Origin of the sequence: Caballeronia sp. LjRoot31, from assembly GCF_964253885.1 — a bacterium.
Classification (GTDB): Bacteria; Pseudomonadota; Gammaproteobacteria; order Burkholderiales; family Burkholderiaceae; genus Caballeronia.
In genome coordinates this window covers 3,492,347-3,511,674 of the sequence record NZ_CAXURX020000001.1, presented here as the reverse complement: position 1 = coordinate 3,511,674, position 19,328 = coordinate 3,492,347, and the positions used below count along the sequence as shown (strand labels likewise).

The following is a 19,328-nucleotide window of genomic DNA, read 5'->3' as shown; positions in this document are numbered from 1 at the left end:
ACTTAACTGGGCGATCGCGCGCTGCGCGACGACGCGGACGCACCAGTTTTCATCGAAGCAATCACGCAGTGAAAGCTATTCGATCTCACGCTTAACGACCACGCTAATTACGCACGCAGGACCACACGCAAGACGATTCACAGCAGAGCCGGACGATGCAGTTGCTCCAAGCAAAAGCAACGCTGAAAGAGCTTGAAGAAGCACTGAGCAAGCACTGCATCGAACACGTTCAAAGAGACTTCGCATGAAGCTTCAAGCAGTGAGCTCGACGCAAAGTGTTGTATGCAAGTAGCAGCGTCAACACGAAAACAGGATTTTTATGAGCAAGCTCTTTTATCGCTCATGGAAAGATGGTACAAACCGATCTAAATTGATGGTGAGAATTTATGCTCAACTGGGATGACGAGACCACTGCCGTAACTCCCTCGAACGGTTCGCAACACAACACGTTGCGTAACCCGGCGGGTCAGGTTGCGGGTTTCAGCCAAGCAGTCAGCCAGGCGTCGCGTGCTGCAGCTCCAGTCACTTCGCATGCAGCCACGCAAGTCGCTGGTCATGGCGTTCTTCAAACGGCTCATCAAACGGCAGCGGCACCGAATATTTTTGCGAGCGACTTCGTTGCTCCCGCAGCACCCAGCGCCAGCGACATCGCGGCAGCAAGTGCCAAGCGGGTGAATGTGGCGGACAAGCGCATCATCAACGGCAAGACCGACGTGAATCAGTTGGTGCCGTTCAAGTACAAGTGGGCGTGGGAAAAGTATCTGGCGGGTTGTGCGAACCACTGGATGCCGCAGGAAGTGAACATGTCGCGCGACATCGCGTTGTGGAAGGACCCGAACGGCCTCTCCGACGACGAACGCCGGATTGTGAAGCGCAACCTTGGTTTCTTCGTCACGGCCGACTCCCTCGCCGCCAACAACATCGTGCTCGGGACGTATCGCCACATCACGGCGCCCGAGTGCCGGCAGTTCCTGCTGCGCCAGGCGTTCGAGGAAGCGATCCACACGCACGCGTATCAGTACATCGTCGAATCGCTGGGTCTGGACGAGAGCGAAATCTTCAACGCGTATCACGAGGTCGACTCGATCCGCGCGAAGGACGAGTTCCTGATTCCGTTCATCAACACGCTGACCGATCCGGCATTCACCACCGGTACGCTTGAAGCGGACCAGAAATTGCTGAAGTCGCTGATCGTGTTTGCTTGCGTGATGGAAGGGCTCTTCTTCTACGTCGGCTTTACGCAGATCCTGGCGCTGGGTCGCCAGAACAAGATGACGGGCGCAGCCGAGCAGTATCAGTACATCCTGCGCGACGAGTCGATGCACTGCAACTTCGGCATCGACCTGATCAACCAGATCAAGCTTGAAGAACCGCAACTGTGGACGCCGGAATTTCGCGCGGAGATCCGCGAGATCTTCCAGGAAGCCGTCGAACTGGAATACCGGTACGCAGAAGACACGATGCCGCGCGGCGTGCTCGGTCTGAATGCCTCCATGTTCAAGAGCTATTTGCGTTTCATCTGTAATCGTCGTTGCCAGCAGATCGGCCTCGACCCGCTGTTCCCGAACGAAGAAAATCCGTTCCCGTGGATGAGCGAGATGATCGACTTGAAGAAGGAACGCAACTTCTTCGAGACGCGAGTGATTGAGTATCAGACCGGCGGCGCGCTGACCTGGGAATAAGCGAGTCAGCGAATCAGCGTCAGCCAGCGGCAATGGACGCATTGCCGCAACGAATCAAAGCAGACCAGGCGCCCGCAGAGGGCGCCGAGTAGACGGGATGAATGGCAAACCGGCGCCATTGCGTGCGATCAAGATTGCGCGCGCGCCGGCCAACAGGTTTAGGAGAACGGTCGCCTGATGCAAAGTGCGCCTTGTGGCTTAACCGCCCAAAAAGATGACAGGCGTTTTGCGGACCCTTCAGTGGGACGGGCAAACTTCCCCCCGAAATATGCCGTCGGCAGCGCCGACGGCCCGATCAAGCGATTGCTGGCACCTTCTTCTGGTGCTGACTTAATTTGGCGCGCGGTGCCTTGTGGCACTGCGCGCCTTGCCGTATTCATTAGCGTAAGCAGGCTCCATCAGCGTACGCCGATGAATAATCCGCTTCGCAGCGTGCGTCCTGAGAAGCCCACGCGGGAAGCGGGTTTTGACGAAGGGTGTTGTTTGAACTGACTCTCATCTTGAAACCTGAAGGAGAAAATGATGGCATTAGCCAAGAAATCCGTCGCAAAGAAAGCTGCAGCGAAACCGGCTGTCAAGAAAACGGCTGCCAAGAAGGCAACGGTAGCGAAGAAGGCTCCGGCCGCGAAGAAAGTTGCGGTGAAGAAGGTTGCAGCCAAGAAAGTCGCAGTGAAGAAGGTTGCGGCGAAGAAGGTTGCAGCCAAGAAGGTCGCTGCTAAGAAGGCGCCGGCGAAGAAAGTTGCCGCCAAGAAGGTTGCAGTGAAGAAGGTTGCAGCCAAGAAGGCGCCTGCGAAGAAGGCAGCGGCCAAGAAGGTTGCCGCCAAGAAGGCGCCTGCTAAAAAGGCTGCTGCTAAAAAGGCGCCTGCCAAGAAGGCTGCGGCCAAGAAGGCCCCCGCCAAAAAGGCTGCCGCTAAAAAGGCCGCTGCTAAAAAGGCGCCTGCTAAGAAGGCACCTGCCAAAAAGGCGGCCGCCAAGAAGGCTGCGCCCGCCAAGAAGGCTGCCCCTGCTGCGAAGAAGGCTGCTGTAGCTGCTGCTCCGGCCGCGGCTCCTGCTCCTGCTGCAGCGCCCGTTCCGGTTGCTAAAAAGGCTCCGGCCAAGAAGGCTGCCGCTGCGAAGAAGACTGCTGCTGTAGCACCGGCGACGGCAACGACACCTGCAGCGCCGGCCCCGGCTGCAACGGTCAAGACGGCATTGAATCCGGCCGCTGCATGGCCGTTCCCGACGGGCAGCCGTCCGTAAGCGCAGGCTGTAACGCAGTACTTCGACACACGCGATGTGTCTCGTGACCGTGTAGTGCTACGCGGTCCAAACCCGCTCCCGGTGGTTGCCGGCAGCGGGTTTTTTTATCGACCGTCGTCATATGTAGACATGTAGCGGAGCAGCGCCGCTGCGTGCTCTCAGCATCCCCACGTGAGACGCACACCCGGCTCGCGGACGAAAAAAAAGCGCATGCGACCGAAGGCACACGCGCTTTTCTCCCACCCCGGCAAGACCGATTCGATCACGCCGGCACTTCATCCGCGCTAGTGCGTCACTCGCGTCACACCGCCGCTGGAAAGCAACCGAACCCGCTCGCCGGCCTGGAACACTTCACCGGTTGCGGTTTGCGTAATGGCGCGCATGTCGCCGTTATCCAGGCGCACGGTGATCTCCAGTCCGTTCTGCACGGCGACGCCGTTCTCGACAGCATTGCCCGCCACCGCACCCACAATCCCACCGATAATCCCTGTCACGATCGAGCCATTCCCGCCGCCGAGCGCGCTGCCTGCCACCGCACCCAGCGCACCGCCGCCGATAGCGCCAAGCCCACTAGGCTGGCCGTTGTTCGTGCTGATCTTCACGCCGCGCACGCTGTCGACGGTACCCATGCGGACCGTCTCTTCGCGCTGGGCTTGCGACGCGGTGTACACATCGGGCGAACTGCTGTTATAGGCGCATCCCGTCATGACGACGGAGCTAAAAAGCGCTGCTATCAGCGCCATACGACTTGTTATCTTCATTCTTCACTCCACAAAATTACGGCAGGCCGTTGCTTGAAAAAGCCAACGGCCTGCCGGTACATGTCATTGCCGAAGCGTCGCCCAAATTCGCTTCAATGACGCATTTCAACCTTCTTCATTGCACCGCTTAAAACCCTGGGAGCGCCGAACCAAACGCCTGCTCGAAGCGCTCGCCGATCTCGGCACGGGAGGGCGCATACGTCTGCGGTCCCTGATGTTCGATTTTCAGCGCACCCATCAGGCTGGCGAGACGGCCTGTTTTTGCCCAGCCCAGCTTGTTCTCGATGCCATACAGCAAGCCACCGCGGAACGCGTCGCCGCAACCGGTCGGATCGACGACTTTCTGCGCCGTCACGGCCGGAATTTCTTCGATACCCTCAGCGTGCAAAATCTGCGCACCGTGTTCGCCACGCGTAATCACGAGTGCTTCGACGCGGCTCAAGATGTCGTCGATCGACCAGCCGGTCTTGTTGCTCAACAATTTCGCCTCGTAATCGTTGACTGCCACGTATGTGGCAAGTTCAATCATGCGACGAAGTTCCACACCTTCGAGAATCGGCAGGCCCTGACCCGGATCGAAGACGAAGGGCACGCCCGCTGCCGCCAGTTCCTCGACGTGCTGACGCATGCCATCAGCGCCGTCCGGTGCAACGATGCCCAGCGTGACGCCCTTGGTTTCGCCGGCGTGGTTCAGGTGCGAATCCATCATCGCGCCCGGGTGGAACGCGGTGATCTGGTTGTTCCCGAGATCGGTGGTGATGAAGCATTGCGCCGAGTGCTGGTCGGGCAGCACGCGCACATATTCCCTCGACAAACCCAACGCATCGAAACGATCGAGATAAAGCTGGGCGTCGGCTTCGCCGAGCGTCGCCATGATCTTCGCGTCGCCGCCGAGCAGGTTCAGCGCGTACGCAATGTTGCCCGCGCAGCCGCCGAAGTTGCGCCGCATCGTGGGGACGAGGAAGCTGATGTTCAACTGATGCACCTGGTCCGGCAGGATGTGGTCGCCGAAGCGGCCCTGGAAAGTCATGATGTTGTCGTAGGCGAGCGAGCCGCAGATAAGCGTAGACACTGGCGAATTCCCTGAAAGTAGATCTATGAAAGCGTCGATGAAAGTGCGCGCAGGCTTGAGTTACCGTGCATGCCTGCATGAAACGCTGCGCATTCGTCACGCGGCGGGTGTTCCACCCCGTCACGGATGCGCATTGCCGCTTGACCGCCGTGGCGGGTTGAACCCGTCACGGCTGACTGAATAACTGTCGTGCTTCAGATGTTCCGGCGCGGCGAGGCGCGGATCGAGATGCAGCTCGCCGCCGCTCGGGAAGAGGCAGGCCGCAACCGGCCTGCGTTCTTCGATGCTTACTTCAACGCGGCCAGCGCTGCGTCGTAGTTCGGCTCGTTCTTGATTTCCGGCACGAGTTCCGAGTACAGCACCTTGTCATTTTCATCGATCACGACCACTGCGCGCGCCGTCAGGCCCGTCAGCGGTCCGCTTGTGACATCGACGCCGTAGGCCTTCGCGAAGTCATGGCCGCGGAACGTCGATGCCGTCACCACGTTCTCGATACCTTCCGTCGTGCAGAAGCGCGTTGCCGCGAAGGGCAGGTCGCCCGAGACGACCACGACCACGGTGTTGTCGAGTCCGGCAGCGGCCACGTTGAACTTGCGCGTGGAGGTGGCGCACGTCGGCGTGTCGAGGCTCGGCACGATGTTCAGCACCTTGCGCTTGCCAGCGAAACTCGCCAGCGTCAGATTGCCCAGATCCTTGCCGACCAGGGTGAAATCGGCTGCTTTTGCACCGGCTGCCGGGAACGTGCCTGCCACTTCGATCGGGTTGCCACCGAGGGTAACTTGGCTCATGTCTACTCCAGAAAGTGTCTGATGTTCAGGGAATATGCGCGTCGCTCGACCGGGGACGGACGAGCGACACGCGCGGAAAAAAACGACTGACTGATCACGGGGCACGCGCAGAAAACGCGTAAAAAAACGGTTAAGCGTAAAAACGTGAAAGCGGACGCTGAAGCAGATGCGCATCAACAGACCGGCTAAAGCAGGCGCGTGTCACGGATAAAATCAGGGATAAAAAATCTGCACGCGATAATTCGCCGCGACCGCGTCGCCGGTATCGAGCCGCACGATCACGGGCTGCGTACTGCGCGCGGCGAGACCTGCGCCGATCACCGTGCCCGGACGCGCGTAGTCTTGCGGCCACAGGACACGCCGGATCGCTACGTTGTTCTTGTCGTCGAGGAGGGTGAGCTCCAGCGCCGGATAGGCGATCGCCACGTCGAAGCGATTGCGTAGCGAGAGTTTCAGTTCAAGCTTGTGCGACCCGTCCACCTGGCGCAGACCGGAGTTCTCGATCTGCAGGCCATCGATATCGCGCGGCGGCGCGACCACGCAGCCAATCTGCTCGCACGCTTGCGCGAAGAGCGGCTGCGAGGCGGGCCAGTAGACCATCACGGTCTCCCGTTGCCACCACGCGACCTGCGCGATCAACGCGACAAACAGCACGAGCGCGATCAACGATCCGAGGATCTTCCACACGATTCCCGAACGGGCCGGCGCGCGTGTTTCACGGATAACGGGGAACGGCTCGGAAGCAGGTTCGGACGATGCAGCCGCGCCGCCAAAACTTGGCTCGGCTGGGCCTGCTGCCCACGGCGCAGCGGGCGTGGTACCGAGCGGGGCGGGTTCGGAGCGGGTGGTTGTATCGACTGGGCGGCGCGGCGCGGGCGTTTCCGGCTCCGCACGCGGGGCGCTCCAGCCGACGAACGGTTCTGTGCGTGATTCAGCGCGTGACTCGTTAAGCGCTTCGCTTTCAGTGCGGCCAATGAAGGGATCAGCGCGCGATTCCTTCAGCGAATCGCCTTCGTTACGGCCCACGAAAGAATCGGCGCGCGGTTCGGCGGGAGCGGGGGTGTCGGCGGGTGCATCAGCTTGTGCGTCCGCCTCAGCGCGATTGACCGCTTGCCATGGGAATTCAGTGCGTCCTTCTCCCGGAAAATCGCTGTCCGCGCGCGTGCGCGAAACCGCTTCAGCGGCAGCGAGCCCCGCGAGCGGTTCAGCGCGCGTAACCGGAGGGTGTTGCGCTTCGATCTGAGGCGCGAGGGCGGTCGTGGGGACGAACGGGTGCAGAGGAATGCCCAGTGCGTCGCGCTTGTCGGCGGAAACCTCGGCACTCGACTTCTCTGCCCACGGACTTGCCGGATCTACGCCGTAATTAGGCGCGGTTGCGGCCAGCGCGGCCATGACGGTTTCGTCGCGGTCGAACTGGTAATGCGCTGCGTCGAAGATTTCCTGGCAATGACCGCACCGCATGCGGCCGTCGTGCGGCGCGAGCAAATGCGGGTCCAGACGGAAAACCGTTTCGCAGTGGGGACAGCGGGTTGCCAGCGCCATATGTAGCCGAAGGCCAGAGGCCGGTAGATGGACGATGGCGCTATTCTAAAGGCTTTCGCGGCGGGTACCGGCAAGACACACCCAGCCTTCGTGTTCCCGCCATACGCTGATGTCGATCCAGCGTGCGTAGACCGCGGCAACTTCGTCGGCCTGGCGCGCCAGAATGCCCGATAACGCAATGCGTCCGCCCGGTTTGACGCGTGTGGAAAGCATCGACGCCATCAGCTTCAGCGGGTTCGACAGAATGTTCGCGACCACGATATCGAATTGCCCTTCGGCGAGATCGGCGGGCAAGCCGTAGGTGACATCGGCGTGATTGCGCTCGCTGTTCTGGCGCGCAGATTCCACCGCTTGCGGATCGATATCGATACCAATCACCGGATTCGCGCCGCATTTCTTCGCCAGGATCGCGAGGATGCCGGAACCGCAACCGTAATCGAGCACGGACTGGTTTGGTTCCACCGACTGCTCCAGCCATTCCATGCACAACCGTGTAGTCGGATGGCTGCCGGTACCAAACGCGAGACCTGGATCAAGTTCGAGCACGAGTGCATCCGGATCGGGCGCTGCATGCCACGAGGGCACGACCCAAATCCGCTTGCCGATAGGAATAGGATCGAACTGGGATTGCGTGAGGCGCACCCAATCCTGATCTTCGACATCACGTAGCGTGAAGGCCGGCGTGTCTTTCAGGCCTATTTCATTCGCCGCCGCCGCAAGCAGCACGGCGGGGTCGACGGCGTCCGCCAGAAGGGCGACTACGCGCGAGCGGTTCCACGCCTTCTGGTCCGGCGTGAGGCCGGGTTCGCCGAACAGAGGCTGCTCGTCGGGGGTATCGGCGTCGGCGTCTTCCACCGAAACCGACAGCGCGCCCAATTCCAGCAGCGCATCCGACAACGCTTCCGCGTGTTCCCGGTCCAGCTCGGCGATCAATTCCCGGTAGCTCATCTTGAAGCCCTACTTATTGCGTTGTTGCGTTATTGAGCCGCGTCTTCTGCAGCAACAGCGGCTGCCGCCTTGCGCGCGGCGAGCTTGTTTTCGAGGTAATGAATGCTCGTGCCGCCTTCGACGAACTTCGCGTCGATCATCATCTCGCGATGCAGCGGGATGTTGGTCGAAATGCCTTCCACGACCATTTCCGATAACGCAATGCGCATGCGGTTGATCGCCTGCTCGCGGGTCGCGCCATACGAGATCAGCTTGCCGATCATCGAATCGTAGTTCGGCGGGACGAAATAGCCGTTGTACGCATGCGAATCGACACGAATTCCCGGACCACCCGGCATATGCCACGACGTCAACCGTCCCGGCGACGGCGTGAACTTGAACGGATCTTCCGCGTTGATCCGGCATTCGATCGCATGACCGCGAAACACGATGTCCTTCTGGCGGAACGCGAGCTTTTCGCCGGCAGCAATACGGATCTGTTCCTGCACGATATCCACGCCGGTAATCAGCTCCGTCACCGGATGCTCGACCTGCACGCGCGTGTTCATTTCGATGAAATAGAACTCGTTGTTCTCGTACAGGAATTCGAACGTACCCGCGCCGAGATAACCCATCTTCTTGCAGGCGTCGGCGCAACGATCGCCAATGCGCTCGATCAGGCGCCGCGCAATACCTGGCGCCGGCGCTTCTTCAATCACCTTCTGGTGACGGCGCTGCGTGGAGCAATCGCGTTCGCCCAGCCAGATTGCGTTACGGAACGAGTCGGCGAGAATCTGGATTTCAATGTGCCGCGGGTTCTCCAGGAATTTCTCCATGTAGACCTGCGGGTTACCGAATGCACGGCCGGCTTCTTCGCGGGTCATGTTAACCGCGTTCACCAGCGCCGCTTCGGTGTGCACGACGCGCATGCCGCGACCACCGCCGCCGCCCGCTGCCTTGATGATCACCGGATAACCCACGGCGCGTGCAATCTTCACGATTTCCTTCGGATCGTCGGGCAATGCGCCTTCGGAACCCGGGACGCACGGCACGCCCGTCTTGATCATCGTTTGCTTGGCGGAGACTTTGTCGCCCATCAAGCGGATGGTTTCAGGACGCGGTCCGATGAACGTGAAGCCGGATTGCTCCACACGCTCAGCAAAGTCCGCGTTCTCCGACAAGAAACCGTAGCCGGGGTGGATCGCTTCGGCGTCGGTGACTTCGGCGGCGCTGATCAGCGCCGGCATGTTGAGATAGCTGAGGTTGGACGGAGCCGGTCCGATACAGACGGCTTCATCGGCCAACTTCACGTACTTGGCTTCTTTATCGGCTTCCGAATAGACGATGACCGTCTTGACGCCTAGTTCGCGGCACGCGCGCTGGATTCGAAGCGCGATTTCACCACGGTTCGCAATGAGGATTTTTTCAAACATAGCAAGGTTTCGACTCATCGATGGAACACCGGGACGGTTGCCCGCGGCGGTCCTGGGAGATCGGCGGCGCGTCTCGCCGGTTAGCCAGACAAATCAGGCTAGGCAGGCGAGCGCCCGGGTACTGCGGCCACCGGCTGGGCGCATGACGACTGACTGCGCTTTCATCCGGCGGCATCGCGGGAAATCAATCGCCGATCAAGAACAGCGGCTGACCGTACTCGACAGCCTGGCCGTTCTCGACCAGGATTTCCTTCACGATGCCCGACTTGTCCGACTCGATTTCATTCAACAGCTTCATTGCTTCGATGATGCAAAGCGTCTGGCCTTCCTTGACGGTGTCTCCGACTTGCACGAATGCGTCGGCGCCCGGCGACGGTGCGCGGTAGAACGAGCCGACCATCGGCGAGGTCACCACGTGACCTTGCGGCACGACGGCGGCCGGCGTCGCCGGCGCGGCGGCGGCCGCATTGCCTGCTTCACCCGGCTGGCCGTATTGCGGCGCTTGCTGCATCGGTTGCTGCATGTACTGCGGAGCCTGCATGTAGACCGGCGCGGCATTCTTGACGATGCGAACCTTGCCTTCGCCTTCGGTGACTTCCAGCTCCGAGATGCCGGATTCCGAGACGAGGTCGATAAGAGTTTTAAGTTTACGAAGGTCCATCGAAAATTCCCCTTTCAATGCTTGGTGACCGGAAGCTTTTTCCGGTGCTTGACTTGGTAGTTGGGCGCCGCCGACGGGAGCGTTGTCCGATGTTGCGGACGCGCGCTCCGCATCACGTTGTGCGAGCAGTTCAATTGCCTTGAGCGGATCGCGGCTCAAGCGCGTGGCTTTTCAGCTGACTGCTCAGCCGGCTTCGCAGCAAGCTTTACAGCAGCATTCGCAGCAAGACGCTCGAGGGCGAAGTCGAGCGCGTACAGATAGCCTTTCCAGCCCAGGCCGCAAATCACGGCTTCGGCCAGATCGGAGAAATAGGAGTGGTGCCGGAAAGCTTCCCGCTTGTGCACGTTCGACAAGTGAATCTCGATGAACGGCAGCGCCACGCCCGCGAGGGCATCGCGGATTGCGACGCTCGTGTGCGTGTAGGCTGCGGGATTGATCAGCACGAAGTCCACCTGTTCGGTCCGCGCTTGCTGAATGCGGTCCACGATCGCGCCTTCATGATTGCTTTGAAACGAAGACAATTCCGCGCCGGCCGCCTCTGCCTTCTCTGCGAGGGCCTTATCGATTTCTGCGAGCGTTACCCGACCGTAGACATCCGGTTCGCGGGTGCCGAGCAGATTAAGATTTGGGCCGTGCAGGACCAGCAGTCGTGACATAGTGGCTTTGGTTTGTGCGGAGTTGGGCGCACTTTAGCGCCCTTTAGAGAATTTTGTCTAGTTTCACGACCCGCCCGGGACCCGGATCAGGGAGCGCGGAAGGCCGTATACGCGTATTTTGCACGTATTTTCGTGCAAAGTTTCTCGAAATGACGGCATCTCCCCGCGATCGATATCGATTTGCGGAGGATCAAACGGCGGTCTTACAAGGCGTCGAGCGTCGCTTTCAGCTCTTTTGGATCGACTTCGCCGAGTTTTGTCGAGCGAATCACCCCTTTCGCGTCGATGACGACGGTGAACGGCAGCGCGCCCACGTTATTGCCGAAACTGCGGGCAAGATCGGCTCCGCCGAAGCCCGCGATGTAGATTGGGTAATCGACGGGTACCTTCTGAAGAAAGGCGTTGACGTTTTTCTCGGAATCGACGCCGAGGCCAATAAACGTGATGCCTTTCTTCTCATATTCCCGATGCAGCGCCGCGAGTGTCGGCATTTCCTTCACGCAGGGACCGCACCACGACGCCCAGAAGTTCACCACCACGGGTTTGCCTTTGAATGAGGCAAGTGCTTGCTGCGTGCCTGCGGCGGTTTGCACCTGTGCTTTCCAGAGTTCATCGACTGCGTTGCCGCTTGGTTTCGATGTGGCTTCTGCTGCCTGGCTCGTTTCGCCGCCCATCATCAGATGGCTGGCGTAGAAACCGCCGCCGGTTGCCGCGATGGCGATAACGAGGGCGGCAACAATACGCATGGAATTCATAGAGAGGGTGCCAGTGTGGGGGCGGGGGGCTCGTCGAGCAATGCGCGCACGGCGGCGGCGCTTGCGCGGGCGAGTTTGCCTCGGCCGTCCGCGCGGACGGCGCCGCGCAGGTCGTTGGTGTCGTAGAGCGCGATGTGAATGCCCATGGGTTCTTCGTCGCGCGAGGGGCGCGTCAGGAAGCTCAGGGTTTCGACGTAGCCGCGGCCGGCGAAATGCCGGGTTTCCGATACGTCGTATTGAACGTTCGCGTTCAGCAGGTAAATAGCGACTTCCTTGGGGTTATCGCAGAAGCATTGCAGGTGGATGTCCGAGTGTTCGCCTGCTGTGCCGTTTAGCACGGCGCCGGTCAGGTACGGGTTGAATGGCTGGAGACGTTGCATCCATTCGAATGCGACTTCGCGCATGCGTCGCAGGACGGCTGGTTGGCTTTCGCTTTGGAAGATTGCCTGGTACTCGCGGATTTCATCTTCGATCTGACCGTTATCGGGGAGCCATTCGCCGGCAATGCGTGTTTCGCCGACGACCTGGCGGGCGGCTTTGCGCTTCGCGGTGGAATAGTCAAGGCCGTCTTCGGCGATTAGCCGCGCCGCCGCGATGGCGATTTCTTCGCGCACGCGCTGCGGATCGAAATGTGATTTGCGAATCATGGGGGGATGATACCGGAGATGGGTTTTCGTTCGCACTCGGGGGGCTGGTGTTCGGTTGCTAGGTTTCGGCGGTAGTGGTCGGGGTCTATGCAGGGGTGGTGGTTTCGGCGGTAGCGGTCGGGGTCAATGCCGGGTTGCTGCTTTCAGCGTTAGTGGTCTGCGAGAGTCGGATTTTCTCTTTATCACTATTAGCCACTGTGCGTGGCGGCACGTCATTTCTTTGTCCAAAGCGACAAAGAAACGAAGCAAAGAAAGCGCTTTCAAACCACGCTACCCTAAGTGTCCACAGCGTGCAGTTTCTATTCATAGGTGCCCCAAAAGCACGGTGCTCGCCAGAGCCACGGATGTGTGAACCCCTCTTTCTCCGAACACGGATACCCACACGCTTCGCCACCAGTGATTGAACCTGCCCAAGGGGCACCCCGCGCTATCCGCGGACGACCAACCACCAAATGTGCACGCGCCTCGAACCACCTGGCTAACCCTTCTGGAAACAAGACCGCGAAAATGCGTGAGGCCGTAGTCGGCGAAAATAAGCGCATGGTCCACGCAGTCAATCCGCCAAGAAATGAAGTACCAATACGGAAGTACCAATACGCGAGATGTCGTTGCCGGCGGAAACAACTGTTCAGACCACGTAGCCAACGCACCAAAAAACGAAACCGAAAAGACGCGTGAGGCCGTGGTGGTTCCTTGGCAATTGTGCTTGCCCGAGAGCGTACGGGGCGAAGCGTGTTCGTGTCAGGATTCGCGAGAAGGAGGGGTTCAAACATCCTTCGCTCTGGCGAGCACCGTGCTTTTGGGGCACCCATGAATGAAAACTGCACGCTGTGGACACTTAGGGTAGCGCGGTTGAAAAGCGTTTTCTTTGCTTCGTTTCTTTGTCGCTTTGGACAAGGAAATGACGTGCCGCCACGCACAGTGGCTAATAGTGATAAAGAGAAAATCCGACTCACGCAGACCAATAACGCTGAAAGCAGCAACCCGGCATCAACCCCGACCACTACCGCCGAACCCCCCCGGCATAGACCCCTGACCACCACGGCCGAAAGCACCACCCCGGCACTAACCCCGACCCCTAACCCTGGAACCCCGCCCCCTCAAGCCCCCCAAACGCCCCCCCACCCGCGCAAGCAAAAAATCCCGGTCGGTTACAATGTACCGCTCCGGGCGCCGGAATACCCTCACTCATTCCCCCCGTGCTAACGGCCCTCCCGCCACGAACACACGCTTTATGCACATTCACATCCTCGGTATCTGCGGCACATTCATGGGTGGCCTCGCGGTCCTCGCCCGCGAAGCGGGGCACCGCGTCACCGGCTGCGACGCCGGCGTCTATCCGCCAATGAGCACCCAGCTCGAAGCGCAGGGCATCGAGTTGATCGAAGGTTATGGCGTCGAGCAAATCGCGCTCGAACCCGATCTGTTCGTAATCGGCAATGTCGTGACGCGCGGCAATCCACTCATGGAAGCTATCCTCGATCGCGGCCTGCCCTATACGTCCGGCCCGCAATGGCTCGGTGAACACGTGCTGAACGGAAAATGGGTGCTCGCGGTCGCCGGAACACACGGGAAAACTACCACCAGCTCCATGCTGACCTGGCTGCTCGAAGACGCCGGCATGAATCCGGGCTTCCTGATCGGCGGCGTGCCCCTGAATTTCGGCATCTCGGCCCGACTCACGGATTCAAGTTTCTTCGTGATCGAAGCCGATGAATACGACACCGCTTTCTTCGATAAACGCTCCAAGTTCGTTCACTATCGCCCGCGCACGGCGGTGCTGAACAATCTCGAATTCGATCACGCCGATATCTTCCCGGATCTTGCTGCTATCGAGACCCAGTTTCATCATCTGGTGCGTACCGTGCCCGGCGTCGGACGCATCGTGACGAACGGCCGCGAAGCCGCGCTCGAACGCGTGCTGACACGCGGTTGCTGGACAGGCGTCGAGCGCTTCGGCGTGCAAGGCGGCTGGGAAGCGCTGCCCGCAATAGACGGTGCTGCCGTCGACGAGCAGTTCGCCGTGTACTGGGAAGGCGAGCGCCAGGGCGTGGTCGACTGGCAAGTGCAAGGCGAGCACAATCGAATGAATGCGCTGGCGGCAATCGCGGCGGCGCGTTCAGTGGGCGTTCCGCCCGCGCAGGCGACGCAATCGCTGAGCACGTTCCGGAACGTGAAACGCCGGATGGAAGTGAAGGGCAGCGTGGACGGCGTGACCGTCTATGACGACTTCGCCCATCACCCCACCGCGATCGAAACAACAATAGCGGGCTTGCGGACACGTATCGGCGCAAATAGCCGCATCATCGCCGTCCTCGAACCCCGTTCGAACACGATGAAACTCGGCACGATGAAAGCGCAATTGCCGGCCAGTCTCGCCGACGCCGACCTGGTTTTCGGCTACGGCGCGCACGAAGGCCGCGACAAGCTCGGCTGGGATCTGCAAGCGGCACTGGCGCCGCTCGGCAATAAAGCCCATGCGTTCAGCGACCTTGCAGCGCTGGTCAAGTCAATCGTCGCCGCGGCGCGTCCTGGCGATCACGTGCTCGTGATGAGCAATGGCGGTTTCGGCGGCGTGCATCAGAAGTTGCTCGACGCATTGTCCGCGCGGCCGGAACCCAAGGAGCGGGTGTGATTCTTTATCTGCACGGCTTTCGGTCATCGCCACAATCGTTCAAGGCCCGCGTGATGCGCGCGCGGCTGGAAGAGCTGGGACTGATCGACGAATGGCAGTGCCCGACGTTGCCGGTTTCGCCCCGTGAAGCCATTGCGCTGGCCGAAAAGCTGGCGGCGCAAGCCGATGATGACCAGATCACGCTGATCGGCAGCTCACTCGGCGGGTTTTATGCAACATGGCTCGCCGAAAAACACGGCTGGCGCGCCGTCCTGCTGAATCCGGCGGTCGTGCCGCAGGAGGACCTGAGTGCTTATCTCGGCGAACAGCCGTTGTGGCATGGCGGCGGCAGTATTGTGGTCGAACCGCGTCATATCGACGAATTGCGTGCGCTTTCCGTCGCGTCGATCACCCGTCCCGAGCGCTACTATCTGATCGCGGCCACCGGCGACGAAGTGCTCGACTACCGCACCATGCTCGCCCATTACCCGGACGTGCGGACCACGCTGATCCAGGGCAGCGACCACGCGATCAGCGACTTTCCCAGTTACCTGGACCAGGTGCTGGCGTTCTGCGAGGCTCCGCCGCCCGCTGTGGCGGCCTGAAGACCCTGAGCGTTTCCTTTTATGTGGGCTTGGCGCTTTTTGCGGGACGCGAACCCGACCGGACGCCACGCCGACCAACAGTCTTTCGAGAGTATTGAGTGAACGTTTTTTTTGAGGAATCAGGTAGTTTCAAGGCCGGCGCCGTTCTGTCCAAGCAGAACGATGCGTTTCAGGTCGAGTTGCCGGGCGGGCGGCGCGCGAAAGTGCGCGCCAAAGACGTATTGATCGAATTCGAGAAACCGAACGCCGCCGATCTGATGCAGCAGGCCGATGCCATCGCGCAGGACATCGATCTCGACTTCCTGTGGGAGTGCGCGCCGGAAGAAGAATTTCCGTTCGCTGAACTGGGCGCGGATTATTTCGGCGATAAATTCGGCGCGACTGAACGCGCCGCGCTCGTGCTGCGCATGCACGGTTCGCCGGTGTATTTCCGCCGCAAGGGGCGCGGGCAGTATCAGCGTGCGCCGCAGGAACAATTGCAGATGGCGCTGGCCGGTCTGGAAAAGAAACGGCAGCTTGCCCTGGTACAAGCGGGCTACGAAGCGGAACTGATTGCTGGAAAACTGCCCGATGCGCTCGCCGGCAAGGCGATCGGCTTGCTGACGAAGCCGGACAAGAACTGTATCGAATATAAGGCGCTCGAAGCGGCTGCTGCCGCTCGCGGGATTTCGCAAGCGCGGCTGATGCTGGAAGTGGGTGGCATTCCCTCGGCGCGTGCGCTGCACGAAGCGCGTTTCCTGTCGGAATTTTTCCCGCACGGAACGGGCTTCGCGCCGGTTACCGTGCCGCCGCTTCCCGACGATCTGCCGGAAGCGGACGTGCAGGCGTTTTCTATCGATGACGTCACCACCACTGAAATCGACGACGCATTCTCCGTAGAACATCTCGCCGATGGCCGCGTGCGCGTTGGTATTCACATCGCGGCACCGGCGTTGGGAATCTCGCGCGGCGACATGATCGATGCGATCGCGCGCACCCGCTTGTCCACCGTGTACATGCCCGGCGACAAGATCACGATGCTGCCCGACAGCGTCGTGGAAGCGTTCACGCTGGCTGAAGGCGGATTGCGGCCGGCGTTGTCGCTGTACATCATCGTGAATCGGGAAACGCAGGAAATCGTCGCGACCGAAACGCGCGCCGAGCGTGTGTTCGTAAAGAGCAATCTTCGACACAACCATCTGGACGAACACGTCACCGAGGAATCGCTCGCGGCGGGAACGGGCGAGTATCCGCACAAGGACGATATCGCGGTGCTGTGGCCGCTCGCGCAGGCGCTGTTCGAAAAGCGTCAGGAAGCGCGCGCCGGGTACGGTTTGCGGCGCGAAGTGCAGCGCAATAACGACTTCAATTTCTACGTGGAAGGCGAGCACATCACGATCACGCCGCGTCGACGCGGATCGCCGCTCGATCTGATCGTCGCCGAGCTGGCGATTCTCGCGAATTCATCGTGGGGCGCGTTTCTCAACGATCACAGCGTGCCGGGGATCTACCGGTCGCAGCGCGGATTCGGCGCGCCGGGTCCGAAGCGCACGCGCATGCAGACCACGCCCGCGCCGCACGAAGGGCTGGGCGTTGCGCAATACGCGTGGAGCACGTCGCCGTTGCGTCGATACGTTGACCTGGTCAATCAATGGCAGTTGCTCGCGTGCGTGCGGCATGGCGTGACGGCTGCGCTGGTCGCGCCGTTCAAGCCGAAAGACGCCGATCTGTTTGCCGTCGTGCAGGGCTTCGATGATCAATATTCCGCGTACGCCGACTATCAGCGGCGCATGGAGTATTTCTGGTGCTTGCGCTGGTTGAAGCAGGAAAACAAGAAGCACGTGGCGGCATCGGTGGTGAAGGACGATCTCGTGCGCCTCGATGAAATTCCGTTGATGCTGCATGTGCCCGGCCTTGGCGTGCACGCGCGCGGGACGAAAGTGATGCTGGACGTCATGAGTCTCGATGAACTCACCGTCGAGGCGTCGTGCCGTTTGCTGCATGTGATCGATGCACCCGCTCCGGCGTCGGCGCAAGAGGCCGAGGCGCAGCAGGACGAGGCGGAAGAAGAGCTGATTGAAGCGGAAGATTTGAGCGCGGAGAGCGAAGCTGAGGCGCAGGCGGAAGCGGTGCCCGAAGCGGAAGCCTCTACGGGCGAACCCGCTGGCGAAAGCACGCCCGACACGACGGAGCCTACGCGATGACATCGGGCGCCGTCACGCGGGACCGGTACGCGGTCATCGGCAATCCGGTTGCGCATAGCAAATCGCCGTGGATCCACGCGCGTTTTGCCGAGCAGACAGGCGAGGCGATCGAATATGGGCGCGTGCTTGGAACCATCGGCGGGTTCTCCGACGATGTCCGCACGTTCGTCGAAGCAGGCGGTCGCGGCATGAACGTGACGGTGCCCTTCAAGCTCGACGCCCATGCTTTCGCCAATACCCTCACGCCGCGCGCAGCGGCGGCGGGCGCGGTGAACACGTTGGCGTTCAACGCCGATGGCGTGCTTGGCGACAACACTGACGGCGTTGGCCTTGTGCGCGATATCGAAGGGAATCTGGGCGTTGGTTTGAAAGGCGCGCGTGTCCTGCTGCTGGGCGCGGGCGGTGCTGCACGCGGCGTCGTGCTGCCCATGCTGGATAGCGGCGTGGCGGCGTTGACTATCGTGAACAGGACGGCATCGAAGGCGCAGCAACTCGTCGATCATTTCTCCGATGCCGCACACGCCGCGCATGTGCGTTTCTCCGGCGGCGGTGCGGATAGCGTAGAAGCGGGCCCGTACGATGTGATCGTCAACGCGACGGCCGGCAGTCTCGACGACTCGCTGCCCGATTGCGATAACGATTCGTTCGGCCCCGGCACGCTCGCCTACGACATGATGTACAGCGCCCAGCCGACCGTGTTCATGCGTCACGCCGATAGCCTCGGCGCGCGTTCGGCCGACGGCCTCGGGATGCTCGTCGAGCAAGCGGCGGAATCGTTTTTCCTGTGGCGCGGGGTGCGTCCCGATAGCGGCGCGGTGCTGCGTGCGTTGCGGCTGGAGTTATCGACGAAGGGTTAGTTCAGCGCGTGGATCAGCGCGGCGTTATGTTCCGATTCGTTCCAAACAGAAGAAGCACGATGACAAGAACAAAATCGCCCGTTCGTCTCGGGCCGGCTCGGTGGATTGTCTACGGCATCTCGGTCATGGCGATTGCCGCCATTGCCACGCAGGTCTACTTCTTCGCGATGGTCGGGATTTATACGTTCGTCAATCCTTCATCGACGGCGTTCATGCGCTCGGATGCGTGGCGGCTTGCGCAAGACCGTCCCGATCTCGCCATTCAGCGCACCTGGGTTCCGTACGACCAGATTTCGCGCAACCTTAAGCGCGCGATCATTGCGTCCGAGGACGCGAACTTCGTCAACAACAACGGTTACGAAACCGATGCCATCCTGCAAGCCTGGGAGAAGAACAAGGCGCGCGGCAAGATTGTCGCGGGCGGCTCGACCATCTCGCAGCAATTGGCGCGCAACCTGTTTTTATCGCGGGAAAAGAGCTACGTGAGGAAGGCGCAGGAACTGGTCATCACGTCGATGCTCGAGCTCTGGATGGACAAGGAACGCATCTTCGAGATCTACCTGAATTCGGTGGAGTGGGGCAATGGCGTTTATGGCGCTGAAGCGGCGGCGCATTACTACTACAAGACGTCGGCGTCGAAGCTGAGCGCGTGGCAATCGGCGCGGCTCGCGGTGATGTTGCCGAGACCGAAATACTTCGATGAACACAGAGGGTCCGCGTATTTGTCGCAGCGGGCAGGGGTGATTACGCGGCGCATGGGGGCGGCGGAATTGCCGCATTGAGGGGGAGGCTCAACCGCTTCCAGAGGCTTCCGGAATCAGCCACGATGGGGGCGAGCGTCCTGTCGCCATCCTCCCACATCGGGCCAGTCGGCGGGCTCAAGCAGGCAATCGGTCCAAGTGATCT

General features: G+C 60.8%; 19 protein-coding genes. 9 read left to right on the top strand and 10 right to left on the bottom strand.

Annotation, left to right across the window (positions count from 1 at the left end):
- Window positions 1-386 precede the first annotated feature (386 nt).
- From ACSQ8V_RS15515 to ACSQ8V_RS15505, 3 genes are all read left to right on the top strand, one after another.
- Window positions 387-1,682, top strand: coding sequence for a ribonucleotide-diphosphate reductase subunit beta (locus ACSQ8V_RS15515; RefSeq protein ID WP_436206265.1), 1,296 nt, complete (start codon window positions 387-389; stop codon window positions 1,680-1,682).
- 177 nt (window positions 1,683-1,859) lie between these two features.
- Window positions 1,860-2,174 (top strand): hypothetical protein, encoded by a 315-nt coding sequence (locus tag ACSQ8V_RS15510; RefSeq protein ID WP_255631635.1) that lies wholly within the window; start codon window positions 1,860-1,862, stop codon window positions 2,172-2,174.
- A 30-nt stretch (window positions 2,175-2,204) separates the two neighbouring features.
- Window positions 2,205-2,921: a histone H1-like repetitive region-containing protein gene (locus ACSQ8V_RS15505; protein WP_436206668.1), complete on the top strand. Its 717-nt coding sequence runs from the start codon at window positions 2,205-2,207 to the stop codon at window positions 2,919-2,921.
- Window positions 2,922-3,205: 284 nt separating this feature from the next.
- Here ACSQ8V_RS15505 and ACSQ8V_RS15500 read toward each other — a convergent pair whose 3' ends face one another.
- Window positions 3,206-3,682 carry a glycine zipper 2TM domain-containing protein gene (locus tag ACSQ8V_RS15500; protein ID WP_213767281.1) on the bottom strand — a complete coding sequence of 159 codons (477 nt, stop codon included), beginning with the start codon at window positions 3,680-3,682 and terminating at the stop codon, window positions 3,206-3,208.
- Window positions 3,683-3,809: 127 nt separating this feature from the next.
- On the bottom strand, window positions 3,810-4,754 hold the full coding sequence (locus ACSQ8V_RS15495) for a carbohydrate kinase family protein (RefSeq protein WP_213767280.1): 945 nt from the start codon (window positions 4,752-4,754) through the stop codon (window positions 3,810-3,812).
- A 189-nt stretch (window positions 4,755-4,943) separates the two neighbouring features.
- Between ACSQ8V_RS15495 and ACSQ8V_RS15490 the strand changes: the two genes are divergently transcribed.
- Window positions 4,944-5,072 carry a hypothetical protein gene (locus tag ACSQ8V_RS15490; protein ID WP_255631634.1) on the top strand — a complete coding sequence of 43 codons (129 nt, stop codon included), beginning with the start codon at window positions 4,944-4,946 and terminating at the stop codon, window positions 5,070-5,072.
- Here the strand turns inward: ACSQ8V_RS15490 and tpx are convergent.
- The 8 genes from tpx to ACSQ8V_RS15450 all read right to left on the bottom strand — a co-directional run bounded on the left by tpx (window position 5,042) and on the right by ACSQ8V_RS15450 (window position 12,163).
- Window positions 5,042-5,542: a thiol peroxidase gene (tpx, locus tag ACSQ8V_RS15485; protein WP_213767279.1), complete on the bottom strand. Its 501-nt coding sequence runs from the start codon at window positions 5,540-5,542 to the stop codon at window positions 5,042-5,044. The two genes, ACSQ8V_RS15490 and tpx, sit on opposite strands and share 31 nt — an antisense overlap.
- 213 nt (window positions 5,543-5,755) lie before the next feature.
- Window positions 5,756-7,084, bottom strand: coding sequence for a zinc-ribbon and DUF3426 domain-containing protein (locus ACSQ8V_RS15480; RefSeq protein WP_436206264.1), 1,329 nt, complete (start codon window positions 7,082-7,084; stop codon window positions 5,756-5,758).
- A 45-nt stretch (window positions 7,085-7,129) separates the two neighbouring features.
- A complete protein-coding gene (gene prmA / locus ACSQ8V_RS15475) occupies window positions 7,130-8,032 on the bottom strand; it encodes a 50S ribosomal protein L11 methyltransferase (RefSeq protein WP_436206263.1) in 903 nt (300 codons plus the stop codon).
- A 29-nt stretch (window positions 8,033-8,061) separates the two neighbouring features.
- Window positions 8,062-9,444 carry an acetyl-CoA carboxylase biotin carboxylase subunit gene (gene accC, locus ACSQ8V_RS15470; protein WP_031360758.1) on the bottom strand — a complete coding sequence of 461 codons (1,383 nt, stop codon included), beginning with the start codon at window positions 9,442-9,444 and terminating at the stop codon, window positions 8,062-8,064.
- 184 nt (window positions 9,445-9,628) lie between these two features.
- Entirely contained in the window at window positions 9,629-10,105 is a 477-nt protein-coding gene (gene accB / locus ACSQ8V_RS15465; RefSeq protein WP_436206262.1) for an acetyl-CoA carboxylase biotin carboxyl carrier protein, read from the bottom strand.
- A 155-nt stretch (window positions 10,106-10,260) separates the two neighbouring features.
- On the bottom strand, window positions 10,261-10,761 hold the full coding sequence (aroQ, locus tag ACSQ8V_RS15460; protein WP_213767275.1) for a type II 3-dehydroquinate dehydratase: 501 nt from the start codon (window positions 10,759-10,761) through the stop codon (window positions 10,261-10,263).
- Between the two features lie 203 nt (window positions 10,762-10,964).
- A complete protein-coding gene (locus ACSQ8V_RS15455; protein ID WP_213767274.1) occupies window positions 10,965-11,516 on the bottom strand; it encodes a TlpA family protein disulfide reductase in 552 nt (183 codons plus the stop codon).
- Window positions 11,513-12,163: a UDP-N-acetylmuramate--alanine ligase gene (locus tag ACSQ8V_RS15450; protein WP_436206261.1), complete on the bottom strand. Its 651-nt coding sequence runs from the start codon at window positions 12,161-12,163 to the stop codon at window positions 11,513-11,515. The genes ACSQ8V_RS15455 and ACSQ8V_RS15450 overlap by 4 nt, the downstream gene beginning before the upstream one ends.
- 1,156 nt (window positions 12,164-13,319) lie before the next feature.
- On the opposite strand from ACSQ8V_RS15450, the gene mpl reads away from it, so the two are divergent.
- The 5 genes from mpl (at window position 13,320) to mtgA (ending at window position 19,204) form a co-directional block, all read left to right on the top strand.
- A complete protein-coding gene (gene mpl, locus ACSQ8V_RS15445; protein ID WP_436206260.1) occupies window positions 13,320-14,798 on the top strand; it encodes a UDP-N-acetylmuramate:L-alanyl-gamma-D-glutamyl-meso-diaminopimelate ligase in 1,479 nt (492 codons plus the stop codon).
- Window positions 14,795-15,382 (top strand): YqiA/YcfP family alpha/beta fold hydrolase, encoded by a 588-nt coding sequence (locus tag ACSQ8V_RS15440; protein ID WP_436206259.1) that lies wholly within the window; start codon window positions 14,795-14,797, stop codon window positions 15,380-15,382. Before mpl ends, ACSQ8V_RS15440 begins: the two co-directional genes overlap by 4 nt.
- Window positions 15,383-15,480: 98 nt before the next feature.
- The gene (locus ACSQ8V_RS15435; RefSeq protein WP_436206258.1) at window positions 15,481-17,565 is read left to right on the top strand and encodes a ribonuclease catalytic domain-containing protein; all 2,085 of its coding nucleotides are present in this window, start codon (window positions 15,481-15,483) and stop codon (window positions 17,563-17,565) included.
- Window positions 17,562-18,422 carry a shikimate dehydrogenase gene (aroE, locus tag ACSQ8V_RS15430; protein ID WP_436206257.1) on the top strand — a complete coding sequence of 287 codons (861 nt, stop codon included), beginning with the start codon at window positions 17,562-17,564 and terminating at the stop codon, window positions 18,420-18,422. Before ACSQ8V_RS15435 ends, aroE begins: the two co-directional genes overlap by 4 nt.
- Before the next feature lie 59 nt (window positions 18,423-18,481).
- Complete coding sequence (gene mtgA / locus ACSQ8V_RS15425) at window positions 18,482-19,204, top strand: monofunctional biosynthetic peptidoglycan transglycosylase (protein WP_213767180.1); 723 nt, start codon at window positions 18,482-18,484, stop codon at window positions 19,202-19,204.
- Window positions 19,205-19,328 lie beyond the last annotated feature (124 nt).